This is a genomic window from Actinoplanes sp. CA-015351 (assembly GCF_050955685.1).
GTDB lineage: Bacteria > Actinomycetota > Actinomycetes > Mycobacteriales > Micromonosporaceae > Actinoplanes.
Map to the genome: position 1 here is coordinate 7,569,016 of NZ_CP192102.1, position 13,579 is coordinate 7,582,594.

Annotated in this window: 13 protein-coding genes; 6 read left to right on the forward strand and 7 right to left on the reverse strand. The window is 69.3% G+C overall.

Going from position 1 to position 13,579, the window contains the following annotated elements; translation table 11 throughout:
* Positions 1–5: 5 nt before the first annotated feature.
* From ACQP2E_RS34295 to ACQP2E_RS34305, 3 genes are read right to left on the reverse strand one after another with little or no spacing between them, the layout of a single operon-like run.
* Positions 6–1,070, reverse strand: a complete 1,065-nt coding sequence (locus tag ACQP2E_RS34295) for a hypothetical protein (RefSeq protein WP_433827120.1) — start codon at positions 1,068–1,070, stop codon at positions 6–8.
* Entirely contained in the window at positions 1,067–2,044 is a 978-nt protein-coding gene (locus ACQP2E_RS34300; RefSeq protein WP_433827121.1) for a hypothetical protein, read from the reverse strand. Before ACQP2E_RS34300 ends, ACQP2E_RS34295 begins: the two co-directional genes overlap by 4 nt.
* Positions 2,041–2,388 carry a PadR family transcriptional regulator gene (locus ACQP2E_RS34305; protein ID WP_433827122.1) on the reverse strand — a complete coding sequence of 116 codons (348 nt, stop codon included), beginning with the start codon at positions 2,386–2,388 and terminating at the stop codon, positions 2,041–2,043. Before ACQP2E_RS34305 ends, ACQP2E_RS34300 begins: the two co-directional genes overlap by 4 nt.
* Positions 2,389–2,488: 100 nt before the next feature.
* On the opposite strand from ACQP2E_RS34305, the gene ACQP2E_RS34310 reads away from it, so the two are divergent.
* A complete protein-coding gene (locus ACQP2E_RS34310) occupies positions 2,489–3,160 on the forward strand; it encodes a DedA family protein (protein ID WP_433827123.1) in 672 nt (223 codons plus the stop codon).
* Here the strand turns inward: ACQP2E_RS34310 and ACQP2E_RS34315 are convergent, their stop codons facing one another.
* From ACQP2E_RS34315 to ACQP2E_RS34325, 3 genes are all read right to left on the reverse strand, one after another.
* A complete protein-coding gene (locus ACQP2E_RS34315; RefSeq protein WP_433827124.1) occupies positions 3,161–4,366 on the reverse strand; it encodes a chitinase in 1,206 nt (401 codons plus the stop codon).
* 30 nt (positions 4,367–4,396) lie between these two features.
* Positions 4,397–5,677: a chitinase gene (locus ACQP2E_RS34320; RefSeq protein WP_433827125.1), complete on the reverse strand. Its 1,281-nt coding sequence runs from the start codon at positions 5,675–5,677 to the stop codon at positions 4,397–4,399.
* 147 nt (positions 5,678–5,824) lie between these two features.
* The gene (locus tag ACQP2E_RS34325) at positions 5,825–7,180 is read right to left on the reverse strand and encodes a carbohydrate-binding protein (protein WP_433827126.1); all 1,356 of its coding nucleotides are present in this window, start codon (positions 7,178–7,180) and stop codon (positions 5,825–5,827) included.
* A 157-nt stretch (positions 7,181–7,337) separates the two neighbouring features.
* Between ACQP2E_RS34325 and ACQP2E_RS34330 the strand changes: the two genes are divergently transcribed.
* Together ACQP2E_RS34330 and ACQP2E_RS34335 are read left to right on the forward strand one after the other, a co-directional pair.
* On the forward strand, positions 7,338–8,504 hold the full coding sequence (locus ACQP2E_RS34330) for a carboxylate-amine ligase (RefSeq protein ID WP_433827127.1): 1,167 nt from the start codon (positions 7,338–7,340) through the stop codon (positions 8,502–8,504).
* A gap of 480 nt (positions 8,505–8,984) precedes the next feature.
* Positions 8,985–10,157: a polysaccharide deacetylase family protein gene (locus ACQP2E_RS34335; protein ID WP_433827128.1), complete on the forward strand. Its 1,173-nt coding sequence runs from the start codon at positions 8,985–8,987 to the stop codon at positions 10,155–10,157.
* On the opposite strand, the gene ACQP2E_RS34340 is transcribed toward ACQP2E_RS34335, so the two are convergent.
* Positions 10,135–10,995 (reverse strand): Fpg/Nei family DNA glycosylase, encoded by an 861-nt coding sequence (locus ACQP2E_RS34340; RefSeq protein WP_433827129.1) that lies wholly within the window; start codon positions 10,993–10,995, stop codon positions 10,135–10,137. The two genes, ACQP2E_RS34335 and ACQP2E_RS34340, sit on opposite strands and share 23 nt — an antisense overlap.
* Positions 10,996–11,162: 167 nt before the next feature.
* Here ACQP2E_RS34340 and ACQP2E_RS34345 point away from each other — a divergent pair, with 167 nt between their 5' ends.
* From ACQP2E_RS34345 to ddaH, 3 genes are all read left to right on the forward strand, one after another.
* Positions 11,163–11,768, forward strand: a complete 606-nt coding sequence (locus tag ACQP2E_RS34345; RefSeq protein WP_433827130.1) for an ATP-dependent Clp protease proteolytic subunit — start codon at positions 11,163–11,165, stop codon at positions 11,766–11,768.
* Between the two features lie 118 nt (positions 11,769–11,886).
* Entirely contained in the window at positions 11,887–12,474 is a 588-nt protein-coding gene (locus ACQP2E_RS34350; RefSeq protein ID WP_433827131.1) for a hypothetical protein, read from the forward strand.
* Positions 12,475–12,734: 260 nt separating this feature from the next.
* Positions 12,735–13,541, forward strand: coding sequence for a dimethylargininase (gene ddaH / locus ACQP2E_RS34355; protein WP_433827132.1), 807 nt, complete (start codon positions 12,735–12,737; stop codon positions 13,539–13,541).
* The last annotated feature ends 38 nt before the right edge of the window (positions 13,542–13,579 follow it).

The following is a 13,579-nucleotide window of genomic DNA, read 5'->3' on the forward strand; positions in this document are numbered from 1 at the left end:
CTTTCTTAGCCCTGCTCCCCCGCCCCGAAACGTTCCGCTCGGTTCGCGGCGTGCCCGTTCGTGGGAGTCCGTCGCCAGATCCGGAAGACAATCAACGCCGCGGCGAAGGCGATCACTGGGACCGCAAGCACCAGGAAGATCTGCGAGAGCAGGTCGCCGCCGCTCCCGATGACGGTCAACAGCCCGGAGCTGAGAGCGAGCTCCCAGGTGATCGGACCGGCGAAGGCCGGGACCAGCAGCACCGCGACCCGGCCACGCACACCGGGCGCAACGGTCAGCACGGCCGTCGCCACCAGCACGAAGAGCGCCAGCTCAAGGATCCGCACCGGCCACTGATCCCCCGCCGCGAAGACGAACTCGGCAAGCACCTCGGCGACAAGCAGGCCCCCGGCCACGGCCGAGAAGAGAACCAGGCCACGCGGGCCGAACAGAACCGGCAGCGGGCGGCCGCGGCGGGCGACAACAAGACAGCCGATGGCGACGCCGACCGTGACCAGCGACCAGGAGAGCCGGATCGACGACTGCACCGGAGTGCCGGGCAGCCACCAGATGACCGCGCCCAGCTCCACCAGGGCGGCCGGCCAGACCAGCCACGCCGCGGTACGCCGCAGGCCGAACAGCGCGGCCGCACAGACCAGCGCCCAGAAGGCGAACCGCAACGAGACGTCGAGCAGCAGCAACCCGCGGATGCCGAACATCGCCATCGGCTGATCGGGAGACGAGAACTGATCGGGAGACGAGAACAGGAGCACCCGAAGCCCGGTGAAGAGCCGCCGGCCGGCGACGGCGGCCAGCATCGCTGCGATGACGAGCCCGGCGACGGCGGCCGCGTCACGCCAGCCCGAACCCCGCTCGGTCCGCCATGTCCGGCCCCACTGACCCCACCGGGCGGCCCACCGGGCGGCCAGGCCGGCCCGCAGCAGGTCGGCCACCTCGGCCGGCGGGGGAATGCGCCGCTCCGGCGCCGAACCAGCCATCAGCACGCCGATCATCTCCTCCTCGTAATCGGCCCGGTGGCCGGCCGGATAGACCCGCAGCAGACGGCGGTAACGCCTCTCCAGAGCGCTCATCCGCGGCCTCGCTCATAACGGCTGGTCAGAGACGCCACGACGAGAAACGCGGCGAACGGAACCAGCATTAGCACCGTCCACTGGAGCGGATCGATCAGCCGGGTCGCCTCGGGGTGGTACGAGTTGTACTCGCGGAAAGCGCCGAACCCGGTCCGGATCAGTGGCACCGTGACCAGCACCGGAGCGGCCCAGGCCAGCAGCCACCGGCGCACCGCGGCCTCCTGCCGGATCACGCCCAGCGCCGTCAGCACTCCGATGGACAGCAGCATCAGGACGCCCCCGATCGTCACGGATCCGTTGACGAACAGCATCGGGATGTCTCCACCGGAACCGCGCAGCACCATCCAGGACGCCTTCATCGGGACTGCCCAGTCCACTTCGTTCAGCAGCGCCAGCATCACCGACGCGGTCAGAACCAGACCCAGGCCGCGCGGCCGGCCATTGTCCCGGACCGCGATCAGCCCGGCGATCAGCACCACCGCGACGGCCATGATGATCCAGTAGGCGTTGAGCACGGTGGCGGGCGTGTCCAGGTAGAACCTGGCGGGCGCGGCGATTTCGCCCGCAAGACCCACCGAGGCGGCCGCGAACCCGAGCAGGCGCCGGCCGGACAGCGCGGCGATCAGCACCAGGGACCAAGCGGCGACCCGCACGACCTCGACCGTGTCGACGGCGTCGAGTGCGGCCGGCAGGCCCAGATCGACAAATATCGGTAACACCAGGCGAACCGCGTTCGCCAGCAGCAACAAGGCGCCGAAGAGCTGGACCAGCCGGGCGGCCTGCCGGAACGCGTGCGGAGCTCGCACCCGCCGCAGTCGCACGGCCACCGCTGCCCGGAGCAGGTCGAGGAACTGCCAGGGGCCGGGCCGGCCGTCGCTCATCAGGACGCCGAGCATCTCGTCCGCGTACTCATCGCGGAAGTCGCGGGGGTAGAGCGCGAGCCATCGCCGGTAACGGGCCTCAACGCCGCTCATGCGGTGGCTCCCCCGAGGTCGGCACGGCGGGCACGCAGCCGGCGGTCGGCGATGGCGGCCTGCTCACGCAGGCGGGTCGTCTCGATGGCGAGGCTTTGCTCGCCGGCCGCGGAGAGACGGTAGTAACGCCGCAACCGGGACTGGACGATCTCCTCCCGGTCGACCTCGATGAGGCCCTCCTCGCGGAGCCGGTCGAGCGCGGCGTAGAGCGTGCCGGCACGCAGGCGCACCCGCCCGCCGGTCATCGCGGACACGTCCTCGATCACGGCGTAACCGTGGCGTGGCTCCTCGGCGAGGGCGGTGAGCACCAGGAATGTGGGCTCTCGCATCGGCGCGTGGGTCATGGCGGAAGCATATACCGATCATCGGTATATGCGCCACGCGCTTCGTACGCTGATGGGCGGGTAAGCCTGAAGCACCGCATCGTTCTCAGGAGGACCGCACATGGCTGAAGCCGATCTCGGCAACCTCAGCGGGCTGACCGGCTGGGTTGCTTCAGTGATCGATTCAGCCGGTGAGCTGGGTGTCGGCCTGCTGGTCGCGCTGGAGAACCTGATCCCGCCGATTCCCAGCGAGATCGTCCTCTCGATGGCGGGTTACCTGGCCAGCGCCGGCCGGGTCAACCTGGTGCTGGTCTGGATCGCCGCCACCGTGGGCGCGCTCGTCGGCGCCCTGCTGCTCTACTGGCTCGGCCGGGGCCTCGGCGAGGAACGACTGCGCCACTGGCTGGACAAGGTCCCCCTGGTCGACCTCGACGATCTGAACAAGGCGGACCGCTGGTTCGAGCGACACGAGCGGTCAGCCGTCCTGTTCGGACGCTGCGCTCCGGTGGTCCGCAGCCTGGTCTCCATCCCGGCCGGGGCGAACAAGATGCCGGTCGGCCAGTTCGTCCTGTTCACCGCGATCGGCAGCGGCGTGTGGAACGCGCTCTTCGTCGGCGCCGGTTACGCGCTCGGCAACCGCTGGCAGGACGTGGAGAAGTACAGCCACTGGTTCGACTACGCGATCTGGGCGTTCTTCGCGGTCGCCATCGGCTCCTGGGTGATCAAGAAGGTCCGCAAACGCCGACGCGCGGCCGCCCCGAAAGGCGACCGCGCGTCCCGTTCCAGCAGATGATCAGAAGCCGGCGCTCACCTTGGTGAACGCCCAGTCCGCCTGGGCGATGCCGGAGCAGTCGGAGACCACACCGCCACCGGCGCAGCCGCGGTCCCGGTTGACCGCCCAGAAGGCGAACCGGGCCAGGTTGTTGTTCTTCGCGTAGTCCCGGATCCGGGTCCAGGTCTCGACCGAGGTCAGCTCCTGCTGGTCGGAGAGGCCGTTCATGCCGGAAATGCCGATCCTTGCGTACGCCTGAGCGTCGGTGTATCCGAACGTCGACTTCAGCACGTTCTTCAGACCCTCGGTGGCGCCGACGGTCGCGGCGTACATGTCCGCGTGCCCGCTGAAGTCGAACGGCATCTGGGTGAAGATGTCGATGTTCGCGTTCTTCGCCTTGGCCTGCTGGATCAGCCGGACACCGTGCGCGTTCGGCCCGGTCGTCGTGGTGCCGAAGGTCAGGATGGTCTTCACGCCCGGGTTGTTCTGCTTGATGATCCGCAGGGCGTCGACGATCCGGTCGGCCACCACGTAGTTCTCGAACTCGTCGGTGTTCTCGATGTCGATGTCGATGGCCTTGAGCTGGAAGGTGTCGATCACCTTCTGGTACGCGCCGGCGAGCGCCTCCGGGGTCGAGCAGTTCGGTCCGAGCTTGTTGCCGCTCCAGCCACCGATCGACGGCACGACCTCGGCGCCGGCCGCCCGGATCGCCGCGATGGTGCTGGCGTGCGCGCCGCCGGTGAGGCCGGACGAACCGTCCCACGCCGGGTTGCAGCCGTTGCTGGCCAGCACGAACGCCATCGTGAAGGCCTTGATCCCGGTCGCGTTGACGACCGTTGCCGGCGCCGGCGGGTTACCCCAGCCCGGATAGATGTACGGCGCCGCGGCCATCTTGGTCCCGGTCGCCGGCGGCGTGGTCGGGCCGGTGGTCGGCGGCGTGGTGGGCGGGGTCGTGGTGGGCGGGGTCGTGCCGCCGCACACGCCGTTGTCGATCCAGACGGCCCACTGGCTGCTGTTCGTGGCCGGCGACTCGTTCTGGGTCCACCACTTGGCGGTGTAGTTGTGGCCGTTCTGCGAGGCGACGTTGTCCTTGACGTAGACGGCGCTCGCGCTCCAGGCCGGCGCACACGCGACGGCCGCGTTCGAGGTGGTCATCGGGAGGATCGCGGCAGCCGTTCCGGCCATCGCGACCGCCACGACGACGGCGATCTTCCTGCTGAGTTTCACGGGGATGCTCCGGGAGGGGGTGAAAGCGGATCAGGGGAGGGTGGCGAGGTGCGGGTCGATCGTGTTGGCCCAGCCGTTGCCGTTGGTGACGTCCCAGTTGATCGACCAGGTCATCGCGCCGCGGATGCCCGGGTACGTGGCCGGCGGCTTGAAGGTGCCGCAGTTCGTGCCCTTGGCGAGGCAGTCGAGCGCGGCGTTGACCACCGACGGGGCCACGTAACCGCCGCCCGCCGCCCGGGTGCTGGCCGGCAGGCCGAGGGCGATCTGGTCGGCGCGCAGCCCGTTCTGCAGGGGGATGCAGGCGAGCGCGGTGAGGAAGTTGATGCTGCCCTGGCCGTACGCGGCGTTGTTGTCGCAGCCGAGCATCGCGCCGGAGTTGTAGTACTGGGTGAAGACGACGGTCAGGATGTCCTTGATGTCGAGCGCCAGCTTGAAGTACGACGACTGGGCGTTCTGCATGTCGATGGTCTGCGGCGCCATCGTGATGATCAGGTTGCTGCCGGCCTTGGCCCGCAGGCTGCGCAGGGCGCTCGCCATGTACGTCGGGTTGAGCCCGTTCTCCAGGTCGATGTCGACGCCGTCGAAGCCGTACGTCTGGATCAGCGAGTACACCGAGTCGGCGAAGGCGGTGGCGGCCGTGGCGCTGTTCACCGCGACCGTGCCCTTCTCGCCACCGACCGAAATGATCACCTTCTTGCCACGCGCGTGCAGGGTGTTGATGTCCGCCTTGAACTGCGCATCGGTGTAACCGCCGACGGCCGTGGCCAGGCCCGGGTCGAGGTTGAAGGTGACCGCGCCGGTGGTTGTGGTGGCGTCCGCGAAGGCGACAGCGATGAGGTCGTAGGTCGCGGGGACGGCGGCCAGCTTGAGCGGCGCCGCGCCGTTGTCGAAGTTCTGCCAGTACCCGGTGATGAAGTGCGCCGGCAGCGAACCGGTGCCCGGGGACTGCGAAGTTGAGGGCGAACCAGAAGGCGACGACGAGGGGGACGAAGACGGGGATGACGACGGCGAGGAACTGGGCGAAACAGAGACCGAGGGCGACGGGCTCGTGCCGCCCCCGCACACCCCGTTGTCGGCCCAGACATCCCACTGTCCACTGCGTACGGCGGGCGACTCGTTCTGCGTCCACCACTTGGCCGTGTAGTTGTGGCCGTTCTGCGAGGCCACGTTGCCGCCCACGTACACGGCGGTCGCGCTCCACGCCGGGGCACAGGCCGCCGCGGCCTGGGCGGTGCCCGTGAAGTAGGTCGCCGCGCCACCGGCGACGAGCGCCGTGACCGTTGCGAGGATTACCGATCTGGAGCGCTTCATCGCAGTCCTTCCGAGCACACCTGGTGAGATGCATCAATCTTTAGGACTGTTAACAGTAAAAGTAAAGAGGGTGCAGAGATTAAATATCCTTAAAACTCGATGCGCCTCAGCCGCAGGTCAGCGGCTACGGCGCATCGATAAAAACAATTACCGCCGGAACTGGATCCAGTTCACGTTCACGAAGTCGGCGGGCTGTCCGCTACTGAAGGTGAGAAACACCGTGTGCGAACCGGTCACGTTGGACACGTTGCCCGGTATCGACTGCCAGGTCTGCCAGCCGCCGGTGCCGCCGAGCGCGAAACTGCCGATCGGCGCGTTGCTCCGGCTGTCCAGCCGCACCTCCACGAGGCCGCTCACCCCGCCGGCCGCGCCGGACGCCACCCGGGCCACGAAGTCCTTTGCTCCGCCCGTACCGAAATTGACGTTGTTGAACTGAAGCCAGTCGCCGCCGGCGATGTAACCGACGTCCTGGCCGCCCTCCGAGCACGTCTCCACCTGGACGCCCGCGGAGGAGTTGTAGGACTCGGCCTCGATCCGCGCATAGGCGTCCCGGCTGGTCCCACCGGTGGGAGTCGGCGACGGGGATGACGACGTGGACGACTGCCAGACCGCGACGTAATCGACGAGCATCGGGACGCCGGGCTGGGTCTGCGCGGTGGGACCGCCACCGAAGGCCGCCGGGAAACCGCCGCCGATGGCCACGTTGAGGATCACGAAGAACCCGTGGTGCGTCGCGTTGTTCCAGGTGGTGGCGTCGACGACGGTCGAGTTGAGGGTGAAGTAGTTGACGCCGTCGAGGTACCACCGCAGCTGCTCGGGCGACGTGCTGCGGTCGTACTCCAGCGCGTAGGTGTGGAAGCTGGTGAGGCAGCCGCTGCAGGCCCGCTCACCACTGCCGAGACCGGTGGTCTCGTTGCACGGCCCACCCGGGTTGGTGCCGCAGTGCAGGGCGGCGAAGACGCTGGGACGCCCGTTGATGTTCTCCATGATGTCCCACTCGCCGATGCCCGGCCAGTTCGTCGCACCGACCGGCCGGGCGGCGTCACCCAGCGCCCAGAACGCCGGCCAGTAACCGGCGGCTGCCGCACCCGTGACGTTGGGTTGCTGGATGCGAGCCTCGATGCGCACCTTGCCACCGACCGGGGCCGCGAAGTTGGTGCGCTGCGTCTCGACCCGGCCCGACGTCCACCGGCCGGCCGAGTCGCGGAGCGGCTTGATCACCAGGTTGCCGCCACCGTCCTGGTAGACGTTCGCGGTCGAGTCGGTCATCGTCTCGATCTCCCCGGTACCCCAGTTCGCGGCGCCGCCGGGGTATCCGGTGCCGGTGGAGTAGAGCCAGTCGGACCGGTTGAGACCGGTGCCGGAAGCGCCGGTGAAGTCGTCGCTGAAGACCAGCGACATGCCTGCCGGGTTCGGCGGGACGGCAGCGTCGGCGCTGGTCACCACGGTCATGGAGGCGGCGACGGCGAGGGCTGCGGCGGCAGCGACGGCGAACCGCCGCATCGTTCGACGGGGAAATTCCATTGAGGCACGCCCTTTCGGGGGATTAGAGAGCGCTCTCACGAAAGTTTCACGCGTGTTTCGCGGCCTGTCAATATGGACGACTGCCTATATCTGAGCAGCGGTTTCCCGGGAAAACCCCTCGGGTATTCGACCGCGCATGGACACCGCCACTGAGGGCAGCACCGTTCTTCCCGCGGAGATCGCGGCCGAAGCTGATCGCCACGACCTGCTGACCCTCGGCATCGAGGAGGAATACCTTCTCGCCGACGCGGTCGAGCCACGCGCCGTCGAGCTGGTCGAGGAGGTCTTCGCCGAGCTGACCGACGACATCCGCGGCAGCGTCCAGCACGAGTACTACCGCAGCCAGATCGAGGTGGCCAGCCCACCCCGGCTCGACCTCGCCGACCTGCGCACGGCCATGGAGCAGCTGCGTACCGGGGTTGCGGCCGCTGCCGAGCGCGCCGGCGCCCGGCTGGTCGCGATCGGCACCGGCCCGGCCGCCGGGCCGAACATGCGGATCGTCGACAAGCCGCGGTACCACCTGATGCGCGAGCGATTCGGCGACCTCTCCCCCGGCCAGGGCATGTGCGGCACCCACGTGCACGTGAGCATCCCGGACCCGGAGACCGGTGTGCAGATCCTCAACCACCTGCGGCCCTGGCTGCCGGTGCTGCAGGCGGCCACCGCCAACTCACCGCTCTACGCCGGGCGCGAGACCGGGTACGCGAGCTGGCGTTCGATGATGTGGGAGCGCTGGCCCACCGTCGGCCCGGCACCGTACCTGCACTCGCACGAGCACTACCTGACAATGATCAGCGACCTCGAGGCGAGCGGCGCGATGCTCGACGAGGGGATGCTCTACTGGTACGCCCGCCTCTCGGCCAATTACCCCACCGTCGAGATCCGGATGGGCGACGTCACGCCGACCCTCGACGACGCGATGCTGCTCACCGCGCTGACCCGGGCACTTGTCGCCACCCTGCTGCGCGAGGTCCGCGACGGCGTCGAGGCGCCGGACGTGCCGCACCCGCTGCTGATGGCGGCGCACTGGCGCGCCGCGCACGACGGCCTGGAAGGCCTCAACATCGACATGGCGACCCGGGAACCCCGGCCGGCCTGGAAGCTGATGCGGCAGCTCTTCGACTACGTGCGCCCGGAGCTGGAACGGCACGGCGACCTGGAGACCGCGACGCTTCTGATGGGACGCCTGCGGGCCGAGGGGACCGGGGCCGCACGCCAGCGGGCGATGCTCGCCCGGGGCGCGTCGGTCGCCGACGTCGTGGACGAACTGGCCCGCCTCACCCGCGGGACCGATTTGGCCTGACCGACAAGGATCAGACCCCATCAGTACGGATGTTGCAGAGCGTAGTCACGTACGGTGACCAGGAAACATCACCGTACGTGCTTGCGAGATGACCGATTCGGTATCGCGTTCGATCATGTCGCACGGTAGGCATGACCAATGCTTCCGCACAACCCTCGTCCGCCGGCACCGACTTCCGGTGTGGACGGCGCGTCGGTCGGGCGGCACCGCAGGCCGGACACGCCTGCTGAGAACGTTCCGGCCCAGCCCGCCGCCGACATGTCCGCCGCCGCTGCCGCAGCTGCCGCCGCCCGATCGGCACGCCACCGCGCCGGCGCGAACGCGTCCTACAGCGCCTCCAGGAGTGCGAGCTCCTCCAGGAGCGCAGGCGGTTCCCGGAGTGCGAGCTCCTCGCGGACCGCTATCTCCTCGACCATCGTCGGCATCACGCGCGGCAATCAGCCACGCTCGGCACGGCATTCGCTCCCCGGGCGTACCCCGGTGGCCTCGGCCGGTCGCACCGGCAACCACCGCGCCCCCGGCGGCGGGGTGTCGTTCGAGGAATGGATGCGGGTCGCACGGAACCGGCCACAGCTCCTGCTCGGCACCCTGGTCATCGCCGGGGTGCTGCTCGCCGCGGTGCCGACCATCCCGCAGCAGGGCGGCGACCCGACAAGCGTGATGAACGTGGCGGCCCAGGCCGTCGCGTCCCGGGTCACCAGCTCGAAGCCGGCGCCCGAGGAGACCGGTGCCGCCGCCCCGGCCGTCACCTGGACCCAGCCGGAGACCGCGGAGACGACGGAGACCACCGAGCCCCCGGCGCAGCCGACCACCGAGGCCGAGCCGACCGCCGAGGCACGCCCGGCCGGGCTGAACCTGCCCAAGGGTGACGGACCGGCGAACTCTTTGATCACCACCGGCTCGCAGACCGTGACGCTGACCTTCGACGACGGCCCCGACCCGAACGAGACCCCCAAGATTCTCGCGATCCTGGCGCAGTACCAGGTCAAGGCGGTCTTCTGTCTGGTCGGCGAGCAGGCCGCCAAGCACCCCGACCTGGTCAAGCAGATCGCCCAGGCGGGGCACGTGCTCTGCAACCACACCTGGAACCACGATCTGAAGATCGGGAAGAAGAAGCCCGACGAGATCCGCGCCGATCTGGAGCGGACCAATGCGGCGATCCGGGCCGCCGTGCCGGGCGTGCAGATCCCCTACTTCCGCGCGCCGGGCGGCAACTTCACCGTGCGGCTCGTCCGGGTCGCCGGCGCGGACGCCATGACGTCGCTCTACTGGCACGTCGACCCGCGCGACTGGTACCACCCGGAAGGCGAGTCCGACGCCGACCACGTGAAGCGCGTGGTCGCCGAGGTCAAGGCGAAGACCCGGCCGGGATCGATCATCCTGTCGCACGACTTCAACCAGCCGGCCACGACTGAGGCGTACCACCAGCTGATGCCCTGGCTGGCGACGAACTTCGCCCTCGGCGTGCCGGGTCAGGAACCCGCGCCGACGGTTCCGGCCTCGGCCACGCCGAGCACCGCGCCGGCCACGTCGGCTCCGGCCACGCCCAGCGCGCCGGCCACCGCCACCCCGACACCGTCGGCCTCGACGACGACAGCCGCCACCGAGGAAGGCGTGGCGGCCGCGGCGGTCACGCCCTCGGCGACACCCTGACCTCGCGCTTCCGGCCGGCCGGACGGGCGACCTCCGGCTGGCAGGACGGGCACCAGTAAAGGTTGCGCCCGGCCAGCGGGCCACGGGCCACCTCGGTGCCGCAGACCAGGCACGGCTGACCGGGGCGGCGGTACACGTACACCTCGCCGCCGTGCCGGTCGACGCGCGGCGCCCGCCGCATCGCCTCCGGGGTGTGCTCGGTGTGCACGGTGTCGATCCGGCCGCGCGCCACGCCCTCTTTCATCAGCGCCCGCAGGTCGTCCCAGATCGCCGTCCAGCGGGCCTGGTCGATCGCGGTGCCCGGGGTCTGCGGCGACAGGCCGGCCCGGAAGAGCACCTCGTTGGCGTAGATGAGCCCGCAGCCCGCCACGATGGACTGGTCGAGCAGGAGCGCGAAGAGTGGCTTGGTGCTGCTCCGCACCCGCCGGAAGGCGACGGACGGGTCCGCGTCGTCACGCAGCGGGTCGGCGCCGAGCCGGGCCTTGAGCGCGTCGACGCCGCCCGGGTCCAGCACCGCACAGGCGGTGGGGCCACGCAGGTCCAGGAAATGACCGGAACCGATCATTCGCATCCGGACCTGGCCGATCGGCTCCGGCGCGGGCAGCTCACCGTCGGCGAACTTGCCGTAGAGCCCGAGGTGAACGTGGACGGTGCGGCCGTCCTCGTAGTGGTGCAGCAGATGTTTGCCGTACGCCTCGGTGTCGCGCAGCACCTGACCGCCGACCAGCGCGGCGCCCGCCACGAACCGTCCCTGCGGGCTGCTCACCTCGACCGGGCCGCCGGCGAAGAGCTCGCGGTGGCGCATGGCGAGGCGGTGAATCGTATGTCCCTCGGGCACGCGACAAAGGTATCCGCCGCCGGACTTCGCACCGATGGTCCGTGATCAGTGCCACTCGCGGGCCGTTTCTGCCGTGAGCGGATTCGCCCTGAGGGGAATCGCTGGGCTATCGCGCCATGCCTGAGAGAAGGTGTGAGTCGTAACCAGCGATGCGAGAGGGTGGGCTCATGAGCAAAAACACGACCATGCGTGGCGCCGGCGGGTCCTTCGACGACCAGGTGTTCGAGCGGCTGCTCCGGGAGCGGATCATCTTTCTCGGCAGCGAGGTCAACGACGAGGTGACCAACCGGATCTGCGCGCAGATGCTGTTGCTCGCGTCCGAGGACTCGGAGCGCGACATCGCGCTGTACATCAACTCGCCCGGCGGCTCGATCAGCGCGGGCATGGCGGTCTACGACACGATGCAGTACATCAAGAACGACGTCGCGACGATCGCGATGGGCATGGCGGCCTCGATGGGCCAGTTCCTGCTCTGTGCCGGCACCCCCGGCAAGCGGTTCGCACTGCCGCACGCCCGGGTGATGATGCACCAGCTCTCCGGCGGCATCGGCGGTACCGCCGCGGACATCGCCATCCAGGCGGAGAGCATGCTGCACATCAAGCACGTGATGAACGAGCGGATCGCGTTCCACAGCGGGCACACCCCGGAGGAGATCGAGCGCGACGCCGACCGCGACCGGTGGTTCACCGCCCAGCAGGCCAAGGACTACGGCCTGGTCGACCACGTCATCACGAAGGCCGCTGACGTGCACACCGGTGCACCGATCGGGTGACCTGAGTTCTGCTTTCGAAGGGCACGTGGAGTGACTCCACGTGCCCTTCGTGTTGTTTCCAGCAAGTCGGGGTATAGAGCTCGGTCATCACTGGAGAATCCTGTTCGGAGGTGCTGACGTGAGAATTCCTACCTTCCCCCGGCAGTCCTCGGCCGATACCACGGTCGAAGACCGGCCCACCGCTTCGACGACGCCCACCACCCAGCGTGACGACCGTCTGCCGCAGCGGACGTCGGTCGCTCCGCGGCCCAGCACGGTCACCCCTCCGCGGGACGAGACCACCAGGACCATCCCGGCTGTGCGTACCGAGACCCAGCGCGCCGCGTCGGTGACGCAAGAGCGCCCGGCTGCCGTGGTCGAGACCAAGCCTGTCGCCGACCGCAAGCCGCGCGCCAGCCTCATGGCCACGCTCGGCCTCATCGCCGGTGTTGCCGGCGCCCTGCTGGTGCTCTCCGGCCCGCTGATGGGTTACGGCATCGGCGTCGCGGCGCTCGGCCTGCTCCTGTCGATCGGCGGCCTGCTCGGCACCCGTAAGCGGCACGTCGCCGGAAAGACCGACGCCCTGATCGGCCTGCTGCTCTCGATCGGCGCGATCGTGATCGGCGTGCTGGCCCTGACCGGCTCGCTGTACTGGCTCGGCACCGACATGCAGCCGGTAAACGATCTTCGGCAGTGGCTCGACGCACAGTTTGCGGCCCGCTTCTGACGGGTACCTGACATATACCGGCGGTGATGCACAGCCGGTTGATTCCTCGGAACCGGGACGGTTGTCATACCGAACCCGCCCCGAAAGCCTCTGGCGGTTCGCCGGAGACCCGCATTGCGCTGAAGGACCGGCGGTTCGCCGGTCCTTCAGCGCATGCGCAACATTTCGCCGCCGGCCTCCGTGATCACGCAACGTTTCGCCGCGGTACGCATCATTGATCCGGGGCTGGCGTCGGTCGATGACGCATAGCGTCTTCTTCCATGACGTCCCACGCCACGCCGCGCCGATACCTGATGTGCCGGCCCACGCACTTCGCCGTCACCTACCGGATCAACCCGTGGATGGACCCGGCGGCGCCGTACGACAACGCGCTCGCCGTCAGCCAGTGGGAGAACCTGCGGCAGACGTTCCTCGGTCTCGGCCACACCGTCGATCTGATCGACCCGATCCCCGGTCTTCCGGACATGGTCTTCGCCGCGAACGGCGCCACCGTGGTCGACGGCCGCGTCCTGGGCGTCCAGTTCCGCGACGCCGAGCGCGCCGACGAGGCCCCGGCGTACGCCGCCTGGTTCGCCGACCGCGGTTTCGACGTGACCGAGCCGAAGCACACCAACGAGGGCGAGGGCGACATCCTGCTCGCCGGTGACGTGCTGCTCGCCGGCACCGGGTTCCGCACCGCGCACGCCTCGCACGCGGAGACCCAGGAGGTGCTCCGCCGCCCGGTGATCACGCTCCAGCTGGTCGACCCGGCTTACTACCACCTGGACACCGCGCTCTGCGTGCTGGACGGGACGAACATCGCGTACCTGCCGTCGGCGTTCTCCCCGGGTTCGCAGGACGTGCTCCGGCAGCTCTTCCCGAATGCGATCATCGCAACGCCGGAGGACGCCGCGGTGCTCGGCCTGAACGCGGTCAGCGACGGCCGCACGGTGGTGCTGCCGGTGCAGGCCACCAACCTCACGGCCGCGCTCGAAGCGGCCGGCTACAAGACCATCGGGGTCGACGTCTCCGAGCTGCGCAAAGCCGGCGGCGGCCCGAAGTGCTGCACGCTGGAGGTTCGGCCATGATCGCCTGCACCGAGCGGCACTCAGCCGCACTCTCGGAC

Coding starts and splice junctions, on each gene's coding strand:
- ddaH (WP_433827132.1), top strand. CDS start 12,735: ATGACGTCCCACGCCACGCCGCGCCGATACCTGATGTGCCGGCCCACG.
- ACQP2E_RS34330 (WP_433827127.1), top strand. CDS start 7,338: ATGGACACCGCCACTGAGGGCAGCACCGTTCTTCCCGCGGAGATCGCG.
- ACQP2E_RS34320 (WP_433827125.1), bottom strand. CDS start 5,677: ATGAAGCGCTCCAGATCGGTAATCCTCGCAACGGTCACGGCGCTCGTC.
- ACQP2E_RS34300 (WP_433827121.1), bottom strand. CDS start 2,044: ATGAGCGGCGTTGAGGCCCGTTACCGGCGATGGCTCGCGCTCTACCCC.
- ACQP2E_RS34345 (WP_433827130.1), top strand. CDS start 11,163: ATGAGCAAAAACACGACCATGCGTGGCGCCGGCGGGTCCTTCGACGAC.
- ACQP2E_RS34295 (WP_433827120.1), bottom strand. CDS start 1,070: ATGAGCGCTCTGGAGAGGCGTTACCGCCGTCTGCTGCGGGTCTATCCG.
- ACQP2E_RS34325 (WP_433827126.1), bottom strand. CDS start 7,180: ATGCGGCGGTTCGCCGTCGCTGCCGCCGCAGCCCTCGCCGTCGCCGCC.
- ACQP2E_RS34310 (WP_433827123.1), top strand. CDS start 2,489: ATGGCTGAAGCCGATCTCGGCAACCTCAGCGGGCTGACCGGCTGGGTT.
- ACQP2E_RS34305 (WP_433827122.1), bottom strand. CDS start 2,388: ATGACCCACGCGCCGATGCGAGAGCCCACATTCCTGGTGCTCACCGCC.